Source organism: Mesorhizobium sp. M0816, assembly GCF_040320005.1.
Taxonomy (GTDB): Bacteria; Pseudomonadota; Alphaproteobacteria; order Rhizobiales; family Rhizobiaceae; genus Mesorhizobium.
The window spans coordinates 38,275-54,644 of the sequence record NZ_JAMYOT010000015.1; the positions used below are offsets into that span (position 1 = coordinate 38,275).

Annotated in this window: 19 protein-coding genes; 13 read left to right on the plus strand and 6 right to left on the minus strand. The window is 63.9% G+C overall.

The genetic code is table 11. The features are described from left to right. Positions 1-18 precede the first annotated feature (18 nt). The 3 genes from lptB to lptC are packed head-to-tail and all read right to left on the minus strand — an operon-like array spanning position 19 to position 2,136. Positions 19-837, minus strand: coding sequence for an LPS export ABC transporter ATP-binding protein (gene lptB, locus NKI17_RS22555; RefSeq protein ID WP_023675265.1), 819 nt, complete (start codon positions 835-837; stop codon positions 19-21). Continuing rightward, positions 837-1,436: an LptA/OstA family protein gene (locus tag NKI17_RS22560; RefSeq protein ID WP_023675264.1), complete on the minus strand. Its 600-nt coding sequence runs from the start codon at positions 1,434-1,436 to the stop codon at positions 837-839. The genes lptB and NKI17_RS22560 overlap by 1 nt, the downstream gene beginning before the upstream one ends. Then, positions 1,423-2,136 (minus strand): LPS export ABC transporter periplasmic protein LptC, encoded by a 714-nt coding sequence (lptC, locus tag NKI17_RS22565; protein ID WP_352568226.1) that lies wholly within the window; start codon positions 2,134-2,136, stop codon positions 1,423-1,425. The genes NKI17_RS22560 and lptC overlap by 14 nt, the downstream gene beginning before the upstream one ends. 308 nt (positions 2,137-2,444) lie before the next feature. Here lptC and sppA point away from each other — a divergent pair, with 308 nt between their 5' ends. From sppA to lhpI, 4 genes are all read left to right on the plus strand, one after another. Then, positions 2,445-3,401, plus strand: a complete 957-nt coding sequence (sppA, locus tag NKI17_RS22570) for a signal peptide peptidase SppA (RefSeq protein ID WP_352568227.1) — start codon at positions 2,445-2,447, stop codon at positions 3,399-3,401. A gap of 81 nt (positions 3,402-3,482) precedes the next feature. Further along, positions 3,483-3,767, plus strand: a complete 285-nt coding sequence (locus tag NKI17_RS22575; RefSeq protein ID WP_023675261.1) for an integration host factor subunit beta — start codon at positions 3,483-3,485, stop codon at positions 3,765-3,767. A 47-nt stretch (positions 3,768-3,814) separates the two neighbouring features. Continuing rightward, a complete protein-coding gene (locus NKI17_RS22580) occupies positions 3,815-4,147 on the plus strand; it encodes a LapA family protein (protein WP_352906815.1) in 333 nt (110 codons plus the stop codon). A 52-nt stretch (positions 4,148-4,199) separates the two neighbouring features. Beyond that, entirely contained in the window at positions 4,200-5,192 is a 993-nt protein-coding gene (lhpI, locus tag NKI17_RS22585; protein ID WP_352906816.1) for a bifunctional Delta(1)-pyrroline-2-carboxylate/Delta(1)-piperideine-2-carboxylate reductase, read from the plus strand. 80 nt (positions 5,193-5,272) lie between these two features. On the opposite strand, the gene NKI17_RS22590 is transcribed toward lhpI, so the two are convergent. Both NKI17_RS22590 and NKI17_RS22595 read right to left on the minus strand, forming a co-directional pair. Beyond that, entirely contained in the window at positions 5,273-5,641 is a 369-nt protein-coding gene (locus NKI17_RS22590) for a VOC family protein (RefSeq protein ID WP_352906817.1), read from the minus strand. 86 nt (positions 5,642-5,727) lie between these two features. Then, positions 5,728-6,411, minus strand: coding sequence for a helix-turn-helix transcriptional regulator (locus NKI17_RS22595; protein WP_352906818.1), 684 nt, complete (start codon positions 6,409-6,411; stop codon positions 5,728-5,730). 106 nt (positions 6,412-6,517) lie between these two features. On the opposite strand from NKI17_RS22595, the gene NKI17_RS22600 reads away from it, so the two are divergent. The 7 genes from NKI17_RS22600 (at position 6,518) to olsB (ending at position 13,963) form a co-directional block, all read left to right on the plus strand. Continuing rightward, positions 6,518-7,003 (plus strand): DUF1772 domain-containing protein, encoded by a 486-nt coding sequence (locus NKI17_RS22600; RefSeq protein ID WP_352568230.1) that lies wholly within the window; start codon positions 6,518-6,520, stop codon positions 7,001-7,003. A gap of 88 nt (positions 7,004-7,091) precedes the next feature. Beyond that, a complete protein-coding gene (locus NKI17_RS22605; RefSeq protein ID WP_352906819.1) occupies positions 7,092-8,153 on the plus strand; it encodes an RsmD family RNA methyltransferase in 1,062 nt (353 codons plus the stop codon). Beyond that, positions 8,154-9,017 (plus strand): TrmH family RNA methyltransferase, encoded by an 864-nt coding sequence (locus NKI17_RS22610; protein ID WP_352906820.1) that lies wholly within the window; start codon positions 8,154-8,156, stop codon positions 9,015-9,017. 26 nt (positions 9,018-9,043) lie between these two features. Beyond that, complete coding sequence (gene lspA / locus NKI17_RS22615; RefSeq protein ID WP_352588495.1) at positions 9,044-9,520, plus strand: signal peptidase II; 477 nt, start codon at positions 9,044-9,046, stop codon at positions 9,518-9,520. A gap of 51 nt (positions 9,521-9,571) precedes the next feature. Further along, positions 9,572-10,561, plus strand: coding sequence for an acrylyl-CoA reductase (NADPH) (acuI, locus tag NKI17_RS22620; RefSeq protein WP_352644096.1), 990 nt, complete (start codon positions 9,572-9,574; stop codon positions 10,559-10,561). A gap of 88 nt (positions 10,562-10,649) precedes the next feature. Continuing rightward, complete coding sequence (locus NKI17_RS22625; protein ID WP_352906821.1) at positions 10,650-12,938, plus strand: PAS domain-containing hybrid sensor histidine kinase/response regulator; 2,289 nt, start codon at positions 10,650-10,652, stop codon at positions 12,936-12,938. A 149-nt stretch (positions 12,939-13,087) separates the two neighbouring features. Continuing rightward, the gene (gene olsB / locus NKI17_RS22630; protein WP_023675251.1) at positions 13,088-13,963 is read left to right on the plus strand and encodes a l-ornithine N(alpha)-acyltransferase; all 876 of its coding nucleotides are present in this window, start codon (positions 13,088-13,090) and stop codon (positions 13,961-13,963) included. A 160-nt stretch (positions 13,964-14,123) separates the two neighbouring features. On the opposite strand, the gene grpE is transcribed toward olsB, so the two are convergent. Next, the gene (gene grpE, locus NKI17_RS22635; RefSeq protein ID WP_023675250.1) at positions 14,124-14,759 is read right to left on the minus strand and encodes a nucleotide exchange factor GrpE; all 636 of its coding nucleotides are present in this window, start codon (positions 14,757-14,759) and stop codon (positions 14,124-14,126) included. A gap of 236 nt (positions 14,760-14,995) precedes the next feature. Between grpE and NKI17_RS22640 the strand changes: the two genes are divergently transcribed. Together NKI17_RS22640 and NKI17_RS22645 are read left to right on the plus strand one after the other, a co-directional pair. Next, positions 14,996-15,199: a hypothetical protein gene (locus NKI17_RS22640; RefSeq protein WP_023675249.1), complete on the plus strand. Its 204-nt coding sequence runs from the start codon at positions 14,996-14,998 to the stop codon at positions 15,197-15,199. Positions 15,200-15,325: 126 nt separating this feature from the next. Continuing rightward, on the plus strand, positions 15,326-16,348 hold the full coding sequence (locus NKI17_RS22645) for a fatty acid desaturase (protein WP_352588358.1): 1,023 nt from the start codon (positions 15,326-15,328) through the stop codon (positions 16,346-16,348). Positions 16,349-16,370 lie beyond the last annotated feature (22 nt).

Below are 16,370 nucleotides of genomic sequence, written 5' to 3' on the forward strand. Positions count from 1 at the left end.
CGAGCCGGAATTTCGCACTTAGAGCGTAAATCCCTCGCCGAGATAAAGCCGCCGCACATCGGCATTTGCGACCACTTCGTCGGCTCGACCATGGGTCAGCACCTGGCCGGCATGGATGATGTAGGCGCGGTCGATCAGGCCAAGTGTCTCGCGGACATTGTGGTCGGTGATCAGAACGCCGATGCCACGTGCCGTCAAGTGGCGCACGAGCTGCTGGATGTCGGCGACGGCGATCGGATCGATGCCGGCGAAAGGTTCGTCGAGCAACATGTAGGCGGGGCGGGTTGCCAAGGCGCGGGCAATTTCGAGGCGTCGCCGCTCACCGCCGGAGAGCGACAGCGACGGAGCCTTGCGCAGATGGCTGATGTGAAATTCCTCGAGCAATTCGTCGAGCAGGCGCTCACGCTCCTTGCGGCTCTTTTCGACCACTTCGAGCACGGCCCGGATGTTTTGCTCGACATTCAGGCCGCGAAAAATCGAGGCTTCCTGCGGCAGATAGCCGATGCCGAGACGGGCGCGGCGATACATCGGCATCGACGTGACGTCGAAACCGTCGATTTCGATCGTGCCTTCATCGACCGGCACCAGGCCGGTTACCATGTAGAAACAGGTCGTCTTGCCGGCGCCGTTGGGGCCGAGCAGCCCAACCGCCTCGCCGGCGCGCACGCCCAGCGTCACGCCGCTGACGACTTTGCGGCCCTTGTAGCTTTTGGTCAGCCCCTTGGCGATCAAGGTTCCCTTGAACTTTGCCGCTTCGACGGTGACCCTGGCCGGTGCCGCAAGTTGGCTGGCGGCGCGCCCTGGAAGACGCGCCAGCAGCGACGATATGCCGGTCATCAGGGTTTCGCTGCTCCAGACTTCGCCGGCGGCGTGATCGACATCATGACGCGGCCGCCGCAGGCGTCGACCTGGGCAAGGCCGCTCTTCATCTGCACAGTGAGCTTGCAGCCGACAAGCACGTTGTCGCCTTGCGAGAGCACGACCTTGCTGCCCGAAAGCACCAGCACTTCGGTCTTCATGTCGAAAGTGCCGCGGTCGCCGGTGGCAACCTGATTGTCCGATTTGATGTAGACCTTATCGTCGACCTCGAGATGGTCGATGTTGGCGGATCCGGTCATTGCCGCGGCACCCGCCGGCTGGGCGCTTTTGGCGGCGCCTGCATCCCTGACGTAATAGACCGTCATTTTGCCGGCCTTGAGCACAGTTGGACCCTGGACGACGTTGACGTTGCCGGTGAAGACGGCAACGCTTTCCGCTTGGCGCACCTCGAGCTTGTCGCTTTCGATCTGGATCGGCTTGTCGCCCGACAGCCTGAGGCCGGACATTTGGCTGGTGGCCTTGGACTGCGCCAGCGACGGCGCCGTCCCCAAGGTCAGCCCCAAGGTTAGCAACGCCGAAATCGCGGCGAGGCGCCGTGCCGAACTACTGAACCGCATTGGTCTCTCCGCTCTTTGCCTCTGCCGCCTTCAAACTGGCGGGATCGATGTCGACGCGCACCTTGTTCTCGAAAACCAGGACCTTGCCATTGTCCTGGACCGACATCGAATCCGCCCTGATCCGCGACCCGCCGCGGCTGACATCGACGGGCTCGCTTGTCTTCATAGTGCCTTCGCCCATGTCGAGATAGACTGATTTGAATTTTGCCACCACACCATCCGTCGTCGACACGGTCACATCGCTGGTCAGGCTGAGCGTGTTGCCGTCGCGATCGTAGGTGCCGTGCGTGGCGTTGATGGCGGCCGTGTTGTCGGCCGCAATCGGCAGCTTGGCCTTGATGCCTTCCAGATCGATGATGCCCTGTTTGCTGACGTCCTGTATGGCGCGCAGGGCCGTCATCGAATAGGGCAGGTCCTGCTTGGTGAAGCCGTTGAGCTTGGGATTGGCCATCACCAGCTTGCCATCGGCAAAGGCGCCGCCGTCGGCCTGCACCTCGATTGCAGCGGGAGCCATGAGATAGGAATAGACCGGAAACGCGACCGCAATCACGGCAGCGACCAGCGGCACGGCCAGCTTGAGGATACGGACCCGGCGCGAATGACGCTGCGCAACGTCAAACGCGTCGACCCGCGCCCGGCCTGCGGCCTTGGGAGCCAACTCCGTCTCGGTGTTGGTCGGTTCGATTGGTCCCGCTAACATGACTGCTTCTTCTAAACCCCTGCCCGCCAGGCCGCCCTATAGGTGGGGTGCCGGCGCCCTCAAGCAAGCACAAGCCGAGGAAAACCGCAAAAATGTGACAGCCGCCCCTGTACAATGAAAATGGCCCCAGCGCAGCCTGTACCTCATACCAGATATGGGCGCACAGTGTTAGAGCCTGTAGAACGTGACAGGTTGAGGCTTGCCGCGAATGCCTAAGACGGCCTTTGGCGCAAGGCCGTCAGGAAACGGTAGCCGGGCGCGAATGGTTGCTTTAAAAGCATCTGCTCCCACCGACTACGAGGCTGACCATGGCATTGAGAGCCGACGACCTGATCGACCGCCGCCGCTTGCGCCGCAAGCTGACATTCTGGCGTGTTGCGGCGATTATCGTCGCAGCAGCCGGACTGATCGCCTTCTCGGCATGGATCTATGGTGACGACTTCACCGGCGCGGCTGTCGACCACATCGCCAAGGTCAAGATCGAAGGTACCATCACCGAAGACGAAGAACTGATCAAGCGGCTGGAGGCAATCCGTCAGTCGCCGCGCGTCAAGGCTGTGATCCTGTCGATCGATTCACCCGGCGGCACCACCGTCGGTGGCGAGTCGATCTATGAGGCAGTGCGCAAGCTCGCCGCCGACAAGCCGGTGGTGGCCGAGGTCGGCACGCTCGCGGCTTCGGCGGGCTATATGATCGCCACCGCGGCCGACCATATTGTCGCACGCAAATCCTCGATCGTCGGCTCGATCGGCGTGCTGATCCAGTACCCGGACGTCAGCGGCCTCATGGACAAGCTCGGCGTCAAGCTGGAGGAGGTGAAATCCTCGCCCTTGAAGGCCTCGCCTTCTCCCTTCAAGCCGACCAATGACGATGAGCGCGCCATGGTCCGCAAGCTCATCCTCGACAGCTACGACTGGTTCGTCGGCATCGTCGCCGAGCGCCGCAACATGACCAAGCCGGAGGCGCTGGCGCTCGCAGACGGGTCGATCTTCACCGGCCGGCAGGCGGTCACCAACAGATTGATCGACGCGGTCGGCGGCGAGGCCGAAGCAATCGACTGGCTTGCAGGCAAGGGTGTCGATGCCAAGCTCAAGGTGGTGGAATGGAAGGACACGGAAAAACGTGGTGGTTTCCTGTTCTCCAAGGCGATGGCGCAGACCGTCGGTGCTGCGCTTGGCCTGCCCGGCCATGGCGGCGACGTCCTTCACGAAATTGGAGCGGACCGCTTGTTTCTTGACGGTCTCGTTTCCGTCTGGCACCCTTGAGGAACCGCTTGGGACGAGTGAAAAACCAAATAAAATCATTCTGATAATTTCGGCGGCACTGCTTTTACGGGGAGCCTTTTCATGATCAAATCCGAACTTGTGCAGATCATCGCCACGCGTAATCCGCATCTTTTCCTGCGCGACGTCGAAAACATTGTCAGCGCCATCTTCGATGAAATCACCGACGCGCTTGCCGAGGGCAACCGGGTCGAGTTGCGCGGCTTCGGCGCGTTTTCGGTGAAAAATCGCCCTGCCCGCACCGGCCGCAACCCGCGCACCGGCGAATCCGTAGAGGTCGAGGAGAAATGGGTACCGTTCTTCAAGACCGGCAAGGAATTGCGTGAAAGGCTGAACGGAGGCAAATAGGCGCGGCGCCCGCCACCGCTGGTGCCTTTGCTTCCGAACGGAAAAACATGTTCAATCGCTTCATTCTCATCGTGGTTTTCGTGCCGCTGGCCGTCATCCTGATTGCGCTGGCCGTCGCCAATCGCGAACCGGTCGCCTTCACGCTCGATCCGTTCAATCCCGGCAATCCGGCGCTGACGCTGACCATGCCGCTCTTCATTTTCCTGTTCCTGGCGCTGGCCATCGGCATGATCGTCGGCAGCCTGGCGACCTGGATCAAGCAGGGCCGCTACCGCAAGCTGGCGCGCCAGCGCGGCGCCGAGGCCGAGAACCTGCGCCAGGCGGTCAGCCGCGCGCCCACCGCGTCGCAGGGCCCGGCCTTGCCGAAGCCGACGAACTGAGCCGCGACTCGGGCCTGAAGCGCAGCTGGCCTATTTCTCCACGGAGCCTTTCATGCTGACCATTTCCGCCGCCGAGGTCGACCGCGCGCTGACCTTTCCCGGGCTGGTCGAGACATTGCGCGCCGCTTTTCGCGACGGCGCCGTGCAGCCGGTCAGGCATCATCACACGGTCGAGCGGCCCGATGGCGCCGCCTCGACGCTGCTTTTGATGCCGGCCTGGACCGACTTCAACGCCGCCGGCACCTCGGCCGGTGGCCATATCGGCGTCAAGATCGTCACCGTGTCGCCCGACAACAATGCCGTCGGCAAGCCTGCGGTGATGGGGCTTTACCTCTTGCTCGACGGCACCACAGGCGAGCCGCAGGCCTTGATCGACGGCCAGAGGCTGACACAGTGGCGCACGGCCTGTGCCTCGGCGCTGGCTGCCTCCTATCTGGCCCGCGAGGACGCATCGCGGCTGCTGGTGGTCGGCGCCGGCGCGCTGTCGCCATTCCTTGCAAAGGCGCATTCGGCGGTGCGTCCGATCAAGAACATCCGCATCTGGAACCGCACGCCGGCGAATGCCGAAAAGGTCGCGGCAAAATTGCGTGCCGAGGGTTTTGCGGCCGAAGCAGCAGGCGATCTCGACGCCGAACTCGGCCAGGCCGATATCGTATCGTCGGCGACCATCACCACCATGCCACTGATCAAGGGGGCACTGTTGAAGCCCGGAACCCATGTCGATCTGGTCGGCGGCTTCACGCCGGCGATGCGCGAAAGCGACGACGACGCGATCGTACGCGCCCGCGTCTATGTCGACACCCGCGCCGGCGCCACCAAGGAAGCCGGTGACATCGTCCAGCCGCTGGCATCCGGCGTGTTGAAGCCGGAAGCCATCGTCGCCGACCTTTATGAACTCACGCGCGGCCAGAAAAAAGGCCGGCAGAACGACGACGAGATCACGCTGTTCAAGTCGGTCGGCGCAGCCCTCGAGGACCTCGCCGCCGGCATTGCCGTGTGTCGGGCAAACGTAGGGCAGCGGGGGAGTAGGGGAGTAGGGGAGTAGGAAACCGCACTGATCGTGCGGCGCCGCGCCAGCTATATTTCCTGTCACGTACTCCCCTACTGCCCTACTGCCCTACTGCCTTACTCCCTTTGCCAATAAACCCGCAGCCGGTGGCTGTCGGGATCAAGCGCGACGAAGGTGCGGCCGAAATCCATGTCGGTCGGCGTCTGCAGAATTTTCAGCCCGCGGCCGGCCCACTCGGCATGGGTGGCGTCGACGGCACCCGGCGTGTCCAGCGCAAAGACGATCTCGGCGCCACCGCCTGCTGCCGCGGCGGTCGGTTCCACGGTGTGACGCGACCAGAGGCCGAGCTTGAAGTCGTTGTCGAGCACGAACAGCACGAAGGTCGGCGAGGTCTCGACCGGTTGCCGCCCAAGCAGCGCGCTGTAGAAGGCGCCGCTTTGCTCAGGCTTGTCGACATAGAGGATGACGAAATTGGGCGGTGTCATGAATTGCTCTCCAGATGGTTTCGACTGGAGGAGCATAGCGTATGCCACTGCCAGATTCTGGCAGCAGTCTTAACTGAGCAGCAGCCTTAGCTTGGCGTGTCGAGCGTCGCCCGCCATTCTTTGAGCAGCACCTGACGGCGGCGCGGATAGCGCATGTCGGTGGCGTTGAGGCCGGATATCCGATCGGCGCGAAAGTGCCTGAAATCCTGGCGCATCTCGCACCAGGCCGCGACGACGCGCACCTTGTCGAAGAAGCCGAGTGCAAACGGCCAGACGGTGCGCTCGGAGGCAGCGCCGCCGGCGTCGCGATAGACAAAGCTCAGCTTGCGCTCCTCGCGGATGGCCTGCCGCACCACGCCGAGATCGATGCCTTCGGCGAGCTCGGTGCGCGACCCGACCAACAGCGTCGAGGCATCGAGCTCTTCGCGCAAATCGTCCGGCAGCACCGCGGCGATCTTGGCCAGCGCGTCGGTGGCGGCGTTCGCAAGCCGCCAGTCCGGCTGCTTGGCCACCCAGCGCGAACCGAGCACAATCGCCTCGATCTCCTCATCGGTGAACATCAAGGGCGGCAGCATGAAACCGGGCCTGAGCACGTAACCCAACCCCGCCTCGCCCTCGATCGGCGCGCCCTGCCCCTGCAGCGTGGCGATATCGCGATAGAGCGTGCGGATCGACACACCCATTTCGCCCGCAAGGCTGCGGCCGCTGACCGGCCGGCGATGCCGGCGCAGGATCTGGATCAGGTCGAGCAGGCGTTCAGCACGGGACATGAATCATGACCTAGTTTCAATCACGATAGAGCCCCAGCACTTTCGGCGGCAAGCGACATGGTGGCGGACGGGAACGTCTGCGCCCTGACGCCGTTGTCTGGCCATTATGGATATACGCGGGTTCCTGTTGTTCTGGTCGGTTTTGACCGCCATCGTCGCTGCGCTCAGCCTCGGACCATCCTTCGCCCATGTGCTGGAATCGGTGCCGCGGCTGACCAGATGGCCGCCTTCGCTCTGGCGTGAAACCACTGTCTTCAACGCTCAGTTCCAATTCTTCGCGATTGTCGGCGCACCGCTGGACGTGGCCGCGATCGCCTGCCCGGGGCTTCTCGCCTGGATGCTGCGCAGCGACCGCCCGGCATTCTGGTGGATTTTGGCCGCCACCGTGCTTTATCTGATGGCCCTCGTGGCGTGGTTTACCCTGGTCAAACCGGCAAACGATGTCCTGGCCACCTGGGTGCCTGGACCGATCCCGGACAATTTCGAAAGTATCCGGAGCAGCTGGGAAACCGGCCATATGGTCGTCACCGGCTTCAAGGCCGTTGGTTTCATAGCGCTCGCAGTCGGCCTGCTGTCGATCAGGCGCGGCTGATCCGGTTGCACACGTCGGCAGCCCTTTTGTTGCGCCGGTCAATGTGCTGTGGCAGAAGCGGCGAGCCGCCTTCCGGAGATGCGCCTTCTTGAAACCTTTTCGCGACAAACGCCGCGACAGCCGCCCGCCCGCGAAGGGCGGGGCGGAGCAGCCGCGGCGGCGCGACGCCGGCCTGACCGCCGGTTCGGAGCCTAAACTGCAGGACCGGTCCGAGCCGAAAGCCGCGCCGCGCCCTCTATCCCGCCGCGATGGCGCGCTGCCTGCCGAACATCTGCCGCTGATCCTCGAGGTCGGCGCCAATCAGGACTACGCGCTGCTCGACAGCGGCGCCGGAGAGAAACTCGAGCAATACGGCCCCTACCGCATCGTTCGGCCGGAGGGCCAGGCGATCTGGCAAAAGGCTTTGCCGGCCAGGGACTGGGAGCGCGCCGACGCCATTTTCACCGGCGATACCGACGAGGAAGGCATCGGCCGCTGGCGCTTCCCCAAGACGCCGCTCCGCGAGACCTGGCCGATGAAGCATGACGGCATAGATTATCTCGGCCGCTTCACTTCGTTTCGCCATGTCGGCGTCTTTCCCGAGCAGGCCTCGCACTGGGACCACATGGCCGGACTGATCGCGGCGGCAAAACGGCCGGTGAAGGTGTTGAACCTGTTCGGTTACACCGGCCTTGCCTCCTTGGTGGCGGCGCGTGCCGGCGCCGAGGTCACCCACGTCGATGCTTCCAAGAAGGCGATCGGCTGGGCGCGCGAAAACCAAGAAATGGCGGGCTTGTCGCAAAAGCCGATCCGCTGGATCGTCGATGATGCCGTGAAATTCGCCGAACGCGAGGAGCGCCGCGGCAGCCGCTACGACATCATCCTGTTCGACCCGCCCGCCTATGGCCGCGGACCGAAGGGCGAGGTCTGGCAGCTGTTCGAGGATTTGCCGGCGCTGACCGATATCTGCCGCGCGATCCTGACGCCGAAGCCGCTCGCTGTTGTGCTGACCGCCTATTCGATCCGCGCCTCTTTTTTCGCCATCCATGCCGTGATGCGCGACACCTTCGCCGGCATGGGCGGCACGGTCGAGTCGGGTGAATTGATCATCCGCGAGAAATCTGCCGGTCGGGCGCTGTCGACCTCGCTGTTCTCACGCTGGGTGGCCTGAATGAGTGCGTACGAACGGCACGCGGGCGCGCCAGGGCAGGTGAAGGAAGTCACCAGCCTCGCCAACCCGCTGGTCAAGGACATCAAGGCGCTCGCGCTGAAGAAATTCCGTGACCAGCAGAATGCCTTCATGGCCGAAGGCCTGAAGCTGGTCATCGACGCGCTCGATCTCGGCTGGTCGATCAGGACATTGGTCTTCGCCAAGGCCGGACGTGGCAATACGGCGGTTGAAAAGATCGCGGCGCGCACGGTCGCCGCCGGCGGCACCGTCCTTGAAGTTTCGGAAAAAGTGCTGGTCGCCATCACCCGCCGCGACAATCCGCAAATGGTCGTCGGCGTGTTCTCGCAGAAATTCCTGCCGTTGAAGGACATCCGCGCCCGTGACGGCGACGTCTGGGTGGCGCTCGACCGCGTCCGCGACCCCGGCAATCTCGGCACCGTCATCCGCACGGTCGACGCTGTCGGGGCCAGGGGCGTCATCTTGGTCGGCGAGACCACCGATCCCTTTTCGGTCGAAACGGTGCGCGCCACCATGGGCTCGATTTTCGCCGTGCCGGTCGCCAAGGCGTCGCCCGAAGCTTTTCTCGCCTGGCGAACGAGCTTTCCCGGCCTCGTCTCCGGCACCCATCTGAAGGGTGCGGTCGACTACCGCTCGGTCGATTTTTCAAAAGGCCCGGTGCTTTTGATGATGGGTAACGAGCAGCAAGGCCTGCCTGACGAGCTTGCCGCAAGCTGCGACAAACTGCTGCGGATACCGCAGGCCGGCCGCGCCGATTCGCTCAACCTTGCGGTGGCCACCGGCGTCATGCTGTTCGAGATCCGGCGCGGCGCGCTGAAGCTCGGCCCGGAGGATGCCCGATCGTGACGTCCCAAACCGTGAAACTGCAAACTATGAAGTCCTGGAGCCCCTACGCTTTTCTGGTTGTCGCCGCGATAGCGCTCGACCAGTGGCTGAAATATCTGGTCGAGACCGGCCTTGCCTTTCAGGAAAAGCTCGATCTCCTGCCTTTCCTGGCGCTGTACCGCACCTACAACACCGGCATCGCGTTTTCGCTGTTTTCGTCCTTCGGCGACACCGGCCTGGTGGTCGTCGCGGTTGTGGTGGTCGCTTTCGTGCTCTACCTTGCGGCCCGCACGCCGCCGGGCCACCTGCTTGCCCGCATCGGCTTCGCGCTGATCGTCGGCGGCGCGCTCGGCAATCTGATCGACCGCGCTATCTACGGTCATGTCATCGACTATATTCTGTTTCACACGCCGGTCTGGTCCTTCGCGATCTTCAACCTCGCCGATGCCTTCATTTCGGTCGGTGCCGTGCTGGTCGTCTTCGACGAACTCATTGGCTGGCGGCGCGGAGCGTCGAGCGATTGACCTCACTCGCCCGGCGCCGCACATTCTGATCTGCAAGCCCGAGGAGAAAAAATGCCCGAAACCTTCAAAGCCATCCTCGTTTCGCGTGACGCCGAGAAAAACCAGTCAGTCGCGGTGACCGAGCTTACCGAGGCAGACCTGATGGAGGGCGACGTCACTGTCGCGGTCGAGGCGACGACGGTGAACTACAAGGACGGTCTTGCAATTACCGGCAAGGCGCCGGTGATCCGCCGCTGGCCGCTGGTGCCGGGCATCGATTTCGCCGGCACCGTCATCTCGTCTTCCAATCCTGGCTGGCGCAAGGGTGACAAGGTCATATTGAACGGCTGGGGCGTCGGCGAGACGCATTTCGGCGCCTATGCCGGACGCGCCCGCGTCAAGGGCGACTGGCTGGTGCCGCTGCCGGACGGCATGAGCCCGCATGATGCGATGGCGGTCGGCACCGCCGGCTACACCGCCATGCTTTGCGTCATCGCGCTGGAGCGCCACGGCATCGTGCCCGATCGCGGCCCGGTGGTGGTGACCGGCGCTGCCGGTGGCGTCGGCTCGGTCGCGGTCTCGATCCTGTCCAGCCTCGGCTATCACGTCATCGCCTCGACCGGCCGCGCTGCCGAAAGCCCCTATCTGATCGACCTCGGCGCCGCGGAAGTGATTTCACGCGACGAGCTCACCCAGCCGGCAAAACCGCTCGCCAAGGAACGCTGGGCCGGCGGCGTCGATGCGGTCGGCAGTCACACGCTGGCCAACGTTCTGTCGATGACCTCCTATGGCGGCGCCGTCGCCGCTTGCGGCCTCGCCGGCGGCATGGACCTGCCGGCAAGCGTCGCCCCCTTCATCCTGCGCGGCGTCTCGCTGCTCGGCATCGATTCGGTGATGGCGCCGAAGGCGGTCCGCCTCGAGGCCTGGCGCCGCATCGGCGCCGATCTCGACCACGCAAAGCTTGCCAGCCTGTCGACGAGCATCGGCTTCGACGGCATCATCGGCGCCGCGCATGACATCGTCGAGGGCAAGATCCGCGGCCGCGTGGTGGTGGATATGTGAGCCCCCAAGGGATAAAAAAGAGCGCGACCGCTAAAATTCGAGCGATCAACCACAACCTTCGATAAGCTCTGTCTGGCAGGAGTTCTGTATGATTGCGGAACCCGGCATCAGAGAGGCGGAACCAGCCGAACGGGCCGACGGGACGGCCCCCGCGGCGCCAGGACGGCAGCTTGTCGCCGCGCCACCGCTGGCGCCGGAACTGCCGGCCTCCAACCGCGAAGGCCTGCCCTTCCTGACGCTCGTCGCCATCGTCGTGCTGGCAGGCTTTTCGCATCTGACCGGGGCGCCGATCTTCATCACCATCGGCCTTTTGGCGACAGCCATCGCCGGGCTCGCCATGCATCTGCGCAACAGGCGCACCGAGCGCCGCGCGGTGGCCCTGCTCGATGCCACGACCGCCCGCAGCCGCGCCGAAATCGAGACGCTGGCCGACCGCATGTGGGAGATGCAGGAGAGCGAGGAGCGCTTTCGCGGGCTGATCGATGCACTCGGCGATCTCGTCGTCCATCGTGACCGCGACGGCCACATTGTCTACGCCAACAAGGTTTTCGCCGACCTTGTCGAAACCGACCAGCGCGACCTTGCCGGCAAGACCCTGGCCGAACTAGGCATCGATGTCGGCATCGTCCCCGACGCCGCGTTTTCCGACCATGAATGCCTGAGTTCCACCGACGTCGCCATTCGCACGCCGGACGGCCCACGCTGGTTCTCTTGGATCGAGCTGTCGGTGCGCGACAAGGACAGCGGCGCCGTTTCGCATCGCGCCATCGCCCGCGACATCACCGCTCGCAAGCGCGCCGAATCCTCGCTGATCACCGCCCGCGAGCGGGCCGAATATGCGAGCCAGGCCAAATCGCGCTTTCTCGCCACCGTCAGCCACGAGATCCGCACGCCGATGAACGGCATCATGGGCATGGCCCGGCTTCTCGCCGACACCAGCCTTTCGCCCGAGCAGCGGACCTATGTCGGCGCCATCTCGACCTCGGCCAGCGCGCTGCTGGCGCTGATCGAGGACCTGCTCGACTACTCCAAGATCGAGGCCGGCCGCTTCGATCCCGAACCGCAGCCGATGTCGGTGCGCGAGATCGCCGACAATGTCGTCGAGCTTTTGGCGGCGCGGGCTTTTGCCAAGGATATCGGCCTCGGCTGTCATGTCGAACCCGACGTGCCGCAGCTGATCACCGCCGACCCCGGCAGGGTCAGGCAGGTGCTGCTCAATCTCATCGGCAACGCCGTCAAGTTCACCGACAGCGGCGGCGTCCTGGCAAGCATCGCCCGCGTCCGAACCGAAACCACCGACCGCATCCGCTTCACCATCGCCGACACCGGCCCCGGTCTGCGTGAGGAGGACATGGAGCGCATCTTCGAGGACTTCGAACAGGCCGACGGCACCTCGACCCGCGCGCATGGCGGCGCCGGCCTCGGCCTTGCCATTTCCAAGCGCCTGGTGACCGCCATGGGCGGCGCTATCTCGGTGTCGAGCCGGCTTGGCCAGGGGTCCGAATTCGTCTTCGATATTCCCGCTATTTCCGCCGTCGAGGCGCCGCAGATCCACCAGGACGCGCTGTCGGGCCGGCATGCGGTGATCGTGTCGAAGAACCTGGTCGAGGCCGAAGCCCTCGCCCGCACCATTCGCGCCAATGGCGGCACGGTCGATCTGGCCACCGCCGCCGCCCAGGCCACCCCTTTCGCCGAGAGCTGCGACGTGCTGCTGATCGATGCTGCCATGGAGCAAAGCGACGGCAGGCTGCTCAGGCGCCTGCGCCAGAGCGGATTTGCCGATTGCGAGGCAGTGACGCTGATCGCACCGACCGACCGTGGCATGCTTGGCGAGTTCCGTGCCAATGGTTACGCCACCTTCCTTGCGAGGCCGGTGCGCGGCGAGACATTGCTGCGCGTGCTTTTGACCAGCCACGCACCGGTCATCGCCGAGCCGCAACTGCAAAAGCGCGGCGCGCAGGCGGGGCACGCCATTGGCGCCCGCCAGCAGGGCCTGTCGGTGCTGATCGCCGAGGACAACGACATCAACGCCATGCTGGCCCGCGCCACGCTGCTGAAGGCCGGGCATCGCGTGAAAGTGGTCGGCAACGGCAAGGCCGCCGTCGAGGCGGTCATCAGCACCGGCCACAAGCACCGTTACGACGTGGTGCTGATGGACTTGCATATGCCTGTCATGGACGGCCTGGACGCCATCGCCGCCATCCGCCGCCATGAGGAGGAGACCGCGGTGCCGCCGGTGCCGATCATGGTGCTGTCGGCCGACAGCCAGGAAAAGACCCGCCACGCCGTGCTCGCTCACGGTGCCAGCGGCTTCGTCACCAAGCCGCTCGACCCCGATGCCCTGGTTCATGCGGTCGAAGGGCAAGCGGCCGCCTGAGGCACAACATAGACGGTTGATAGATTACCCAGCCGACGAAGTATTGCCCGCAGAGCCGTATCACGGTACTGTCACAATCCTGTTGCACCTACACCGTATCCCCGTGCCAAGAGGGATGGCTCGAAGGAGAATCACTCGTGCATACAGTCATGCCGGAATGTGATGCTCGGCCGAACGCCAGCGGGCCTTTGCTCGTCGGCCGGAACGCCGATGCCGTCATAAAAGGCGCATCGCTCGGCCGCATCGGCAATCTCGAAGTGCGGCTCGCCCGCAACGAGGCCGAGATCGCTGCCGCGCAGGAAGTGCGCTACCGGGTGTTCTACGACGAGCTTGGTGCCAGGAAGGACCTGTTCCAGATGCAGGACCGCCGCGATGCCGATCGCTTCGATCCCCTCTGCGATCATCTGCTGGTCTTCGATACTTCGCTTTCCGGCCCCGAGCATCGCCGCATCGTCGGCACCTACCGCCTGCTGCGGCAGGAGATTGCCGCGGCCGCCGGCGGCTTCTATTCCGAAGGTGAATTCGAGCTGACCAAGCTGATCGCGCGGCATCCCGGCCAGCGCTTCCTCGAGCTCGGCCGCTCCTGCGTTCTGCCGGAATACCGCTCGAAGCGCACCATCGAGGCGCTGTGGCAAGGCATCTGGGCCTACATCAACCATTACGGCATCGGCGTGATGACCGGCTGCGCGTCGTTCCACGGCACCGTGCCGGCGGCACATGCGGAGGCGCTGACCTATCTTGCCCACCACTGCCGGACGAATTCATCCTGGGACGTGCGCGCCGTCGCCGGGCGCTATTGTTCCATGGATCTGATGCCGATCGAGGCCGTCAATACCAAGGCGGCGATCGCCGCGATGCCGCCGCTGGTCAAGGGCTATCTGCGCGTCGGCGCGCGCATTGGCGACGGTTGCGTCATCGACCGTGAATTCTCGACGGTCGACGTGTTCGTGGTGATGCCGGTCAAGGAGATCGGCGCCCGCTACGTCAATTATTATGGCGGAGAAGCGCAGCGGTTTGCGGCCTGAGTAGTGAATAGTGAGTGAATAGTGAGTGAATAGTGAATAGTGAATAGAACCTAGCACTGACTGCTGGAGCAGCAATTGGCTACTCACTACTCACTACTCACTACTCACCATTCACTACTAACCATTCACTATTCACCATTCACTATTCACCATTCACCATTCACGCATCTTTCTCAGCCTGCTCGTTGACCGGCCCCGGCTCCACCGGCGCTTCGCTTGCGACATGCTTGGGGCCGCCCTTGGCGACGCCGACCATGGCCGGCCGCAGAACACGCTCGCCGATCGAATAGCCGGGCTGCACGACCTGCACGACCGTGTTGGCCGGTACGTCGGGATTGGGCACCTCGAACATCGCCTGGTGAAAATTCGGATCGAATTTCTCGCCCTCGGGCTCGAGCTTCTTCACGCCGTGGCGTTCCAGCGCCGACAGCATGGCGCGCTCGGTGATCTCGACGCCGTCGATCAGCGCCTTGAAGCCGGCATCGCCCGAAGCCTTGGCCTCCTCCGGGATGGCATCCAGCGCACGGCGCAGATTGTCTGACACCGAAAGCATGTCGCGGGCAAAATTGGCAACCGCATAGGCGCGCGCATCGTGGACGTCGCGGGCGGTGCGGCGACGCAAGTTCTCCATGTCGGCCGCGACGCGCAGCGCGCGATCCTTCAGCTCTTCGTTTTCCTTCAGAAGCCGCACAAGCGCTTCATAGTCGCCGTCGACGCCGCCTTCCCTTGGCTCCGCGGCAGCCTCGGTCTTCTCGGCTTCATCGGGCGCGCGTTCGTCTTTTGCCTGGTCGCTCATCGCCGTTTCCCGTCATTTTCGAATGGTGTGGATTTGCGCCCGATATCGAGGTTTAGCGGCCAAAAATCAAGGGGCAAGCGCTACTGCAGCCGCTGCCGCGGCTTGATGGCGGACGGCGCAGACCTTTCGATTTTAATTCAAACTTTACCGTACCCGACGGCTTTGCTTGCCAGCATACTACAATGCGGGAACCATTCCTCCCTTGGAAGAGTTTCGAAGCCGACACAGGATTTTGGATGATGCCCCGCAGGAATGGCGAAAAACGCGACGGGCTCGCCGCCGATATCCGGCGCCAGCTCGGCACCGAGGCGACCAAGCGCTTTCTGCGCACCTTGCCGGCCTTCCGCACGGAGTCCGATATTCCCGACCGTCTGAAGGAATTGCTCGACCGCCTGGACGGCGTCGAAGCCAAGGTGGTCGCAGGCGGGCGCCGTCGGTAGACACCATCGCAAGCAACGCGACCTGCGATTGCGGCCGCAATTCCTCGCCATCGCGCGACATTTACCCGCAGTAACTTTGCGTGATCTCCGCCTTGCGGCAGCGCGCCGCTCCGCCTATGTTTCATGATGAACATGATTTCCCCCGAAGCTGTGGCAAACAGCAAGCGCGCCTGGTTGAAAATCCTGTCGCGCTATAAAAAGCCCGACAGGCGTCGCAGCGCCGTCGAACTCGCCATCACCCTCATTCCTTTCGCCACGCTGTGGGCATTGTCCTCGGCCGCTTATGCTTATGGCCATTGGTGGGGTCTGGTCCTCATCCTTCCGGCCGCCGGCTTTCTGGTGCGGATCTTCATGATCCAGCACGATTGCGGCCACGGCTCCTTTTTTGCCAATCGCTATGCCGACGACTGGATCGGCCGCGTCCTTGGCGTGCTGACGCTGACGCCCTACGATTGCTGGCGCCGCGCCCACGCAACCCATCACGCCAGCGCCGGCAATCTCGACGAGCGCGGCACCGGCGACATCAAGACACTGACCGTCGCCGAATACCGGCAACTGTCGTGGCGGGGCCGGCTCGCCTATCGCCTCTATCGCCATCCGCTGGTGATGTTCGGCCTTGGCCCGATCTGGATTTTCATTTTCGAGCAGAGACTGCCCTTGGGCATGATGCGGGGCGGCCTCACCCCTTGGGTGTCGTCGATGTCCACCAACCTAGCCATCACGGTCATAGCCGCTCTGCTCATCTGGTTCGTTGGCCCCGGCGCGTTTCTGGTCGTGCATTTGCCGATCGTCATCCTCGCCGGATCGGCCGGCATCTGGCTGTTCTATGTCCAGCATCAGTTCGAAGAGACGGAGTGGACAAAGGACTCCGAGTGGGAATTCCAGCACGCTGCCCTGCACGGTTCGTCCTATTACGACCTGCCGCCGGTGCTGAACTGGATCACCGGCAATATCGGCGTCCACCACGTGCACCACCTCTCGGCCAAGGTGCCATGCTACCGGCTTCCGGAAGTGCTGAGGGACTATCCGGAGCTGCGTGAGATCGGCCGCGTCACACTCCTCGACAGCTTGCGCTGCGTCAAGCTGGCGCTGTGGGACGAGAGCCGCAGCAAGCTGGTATCGTTCCGCGAAGCGCGGATGGCCGTGTAGACGCACCGCCGCATCTAAAGCG

Bases quoted from the DNA above. Each gene is read 5' to 3' on its own strand.
- lspA (WP_352588495.1), top strand. From the start codon at position 9,044: ATGAAGTCCTGGAGCCCCTACGCTTTTCTGGTTGTCGCCGCGATAGCG.
- sppA (WP_352568227.1), top strand. From the start codon at position 2,445: ATGGCATTGAGAGCCGACGACCTGATCGACCGCCGCCGCTTGCGCCGC.
- NKI17_RS22595 (WP_352906818.1), bottom strand. From the start codon at position 6,411: ATGTCCCGTGCTGAACGCCTGCTCGACCTGATCCAGATCCTGCGCCGG.
- lptB (WP_023675265.1), bottom strand. From the start codon at position 837: ATGACCGGCATATCGTCGCTGCTGGCGCGTCTTCCAGGGCGCGCCGCC.
- NKI17_RS22610 (WP_352906820.1), top strand. From the start codon at position 8,154: ATGAGTGCGTACGAACGGCACGCGGGCGCGCCAGGGCAGGTGAAGGAA.
- lptC (WP_352568226.1), bottom strand. From the start codon at position 2,136: ATGTTAGCGGGACCAATCGAACCGACCAACACCGAGACGGAGTTGGCT.
- NKI17_RS22600 (WP_352568230.1), top strand. From the start codon at position 6,518: ATGGATATACGCGGGTTCCTGTTGTTCTGGTCGGTTTTGACCGCCATC.
- NKI17_RS22625 (WP_352906821.1), top strand. From the start codon at position 10,650: ATGATTGCGGAACCCGGCATCAGAGAGGCGGAACCAGCCGAACGGGCC.
- grpE (WP_023675250.1), bottom strand. From the start codon at position 14,759: ATGAGCGACCAGGCAAAAGACGAACGCGCGCCCGATGAAGCCGAGAAG.
- NKI17_RS22580 (WP_352906815.1), top strand. From the start codon at position 3,815: ATGTTCAATCGCTTCATTCTCATCGTGGTTTTCGTGCCGCTGGCCGTC.
- NKI17_RS22560 (WP_023675264.1), bottom strand. From the start codon at position 1,436: ATGCGGTTCAGTAGTTCGGCACGGCGCCTCGCCGCGATTTCGGCGTTG.
- NKI17_RS22575 (WP_023675261.1), top strand. From the start codon at position 3,483: ATGATCAAATCCGAACTTGTGCAGATCATCGCCACGCGTAATCCGCAT.
- olsB (WP_023675251.1), top strand. From the start codon at position 13,088: ATGCCGGAATGTGATGCTCGGCCGAACGCCAGCGGGCCTTTGCTCGTC.
- NKI17_RS22590 (WP_352906817.1), bottom strand. From the start codon at position 5,641: ATGACACCGCCCAATTTCGTCATCCTCTATGTCGACAAGCCTGAGCAA.
- acuI (WP_352644096.1), top strand. From the start codon at position 9,572: ATGCCCGAAACCTTCAAAGCCATCCTCGTTTCGCGTGACGCCGAGAAA.
- NKI17_RS22640 (WP_023675249.1), top strand. From the start codon at position 14,996: ATGATGCCCCGCAGGAATGGCGAAAAACGCGACGGGCTCGCCGCCGAT.
- lhpI (WP_352906816.1), top strand. From the start codon at position 4,200: ATGCTGACCATTTCCGCCGCCGAGGTCGACCGCGCGCTGACCTTTCCC.
- NKI17_RS22645 (WP_352588358.1), top strand. From the start codon at position 15,326: ATGAACATGATTTCCCCCGAAGCTGTGGCAAACAGCAAGCGCGCCTGG.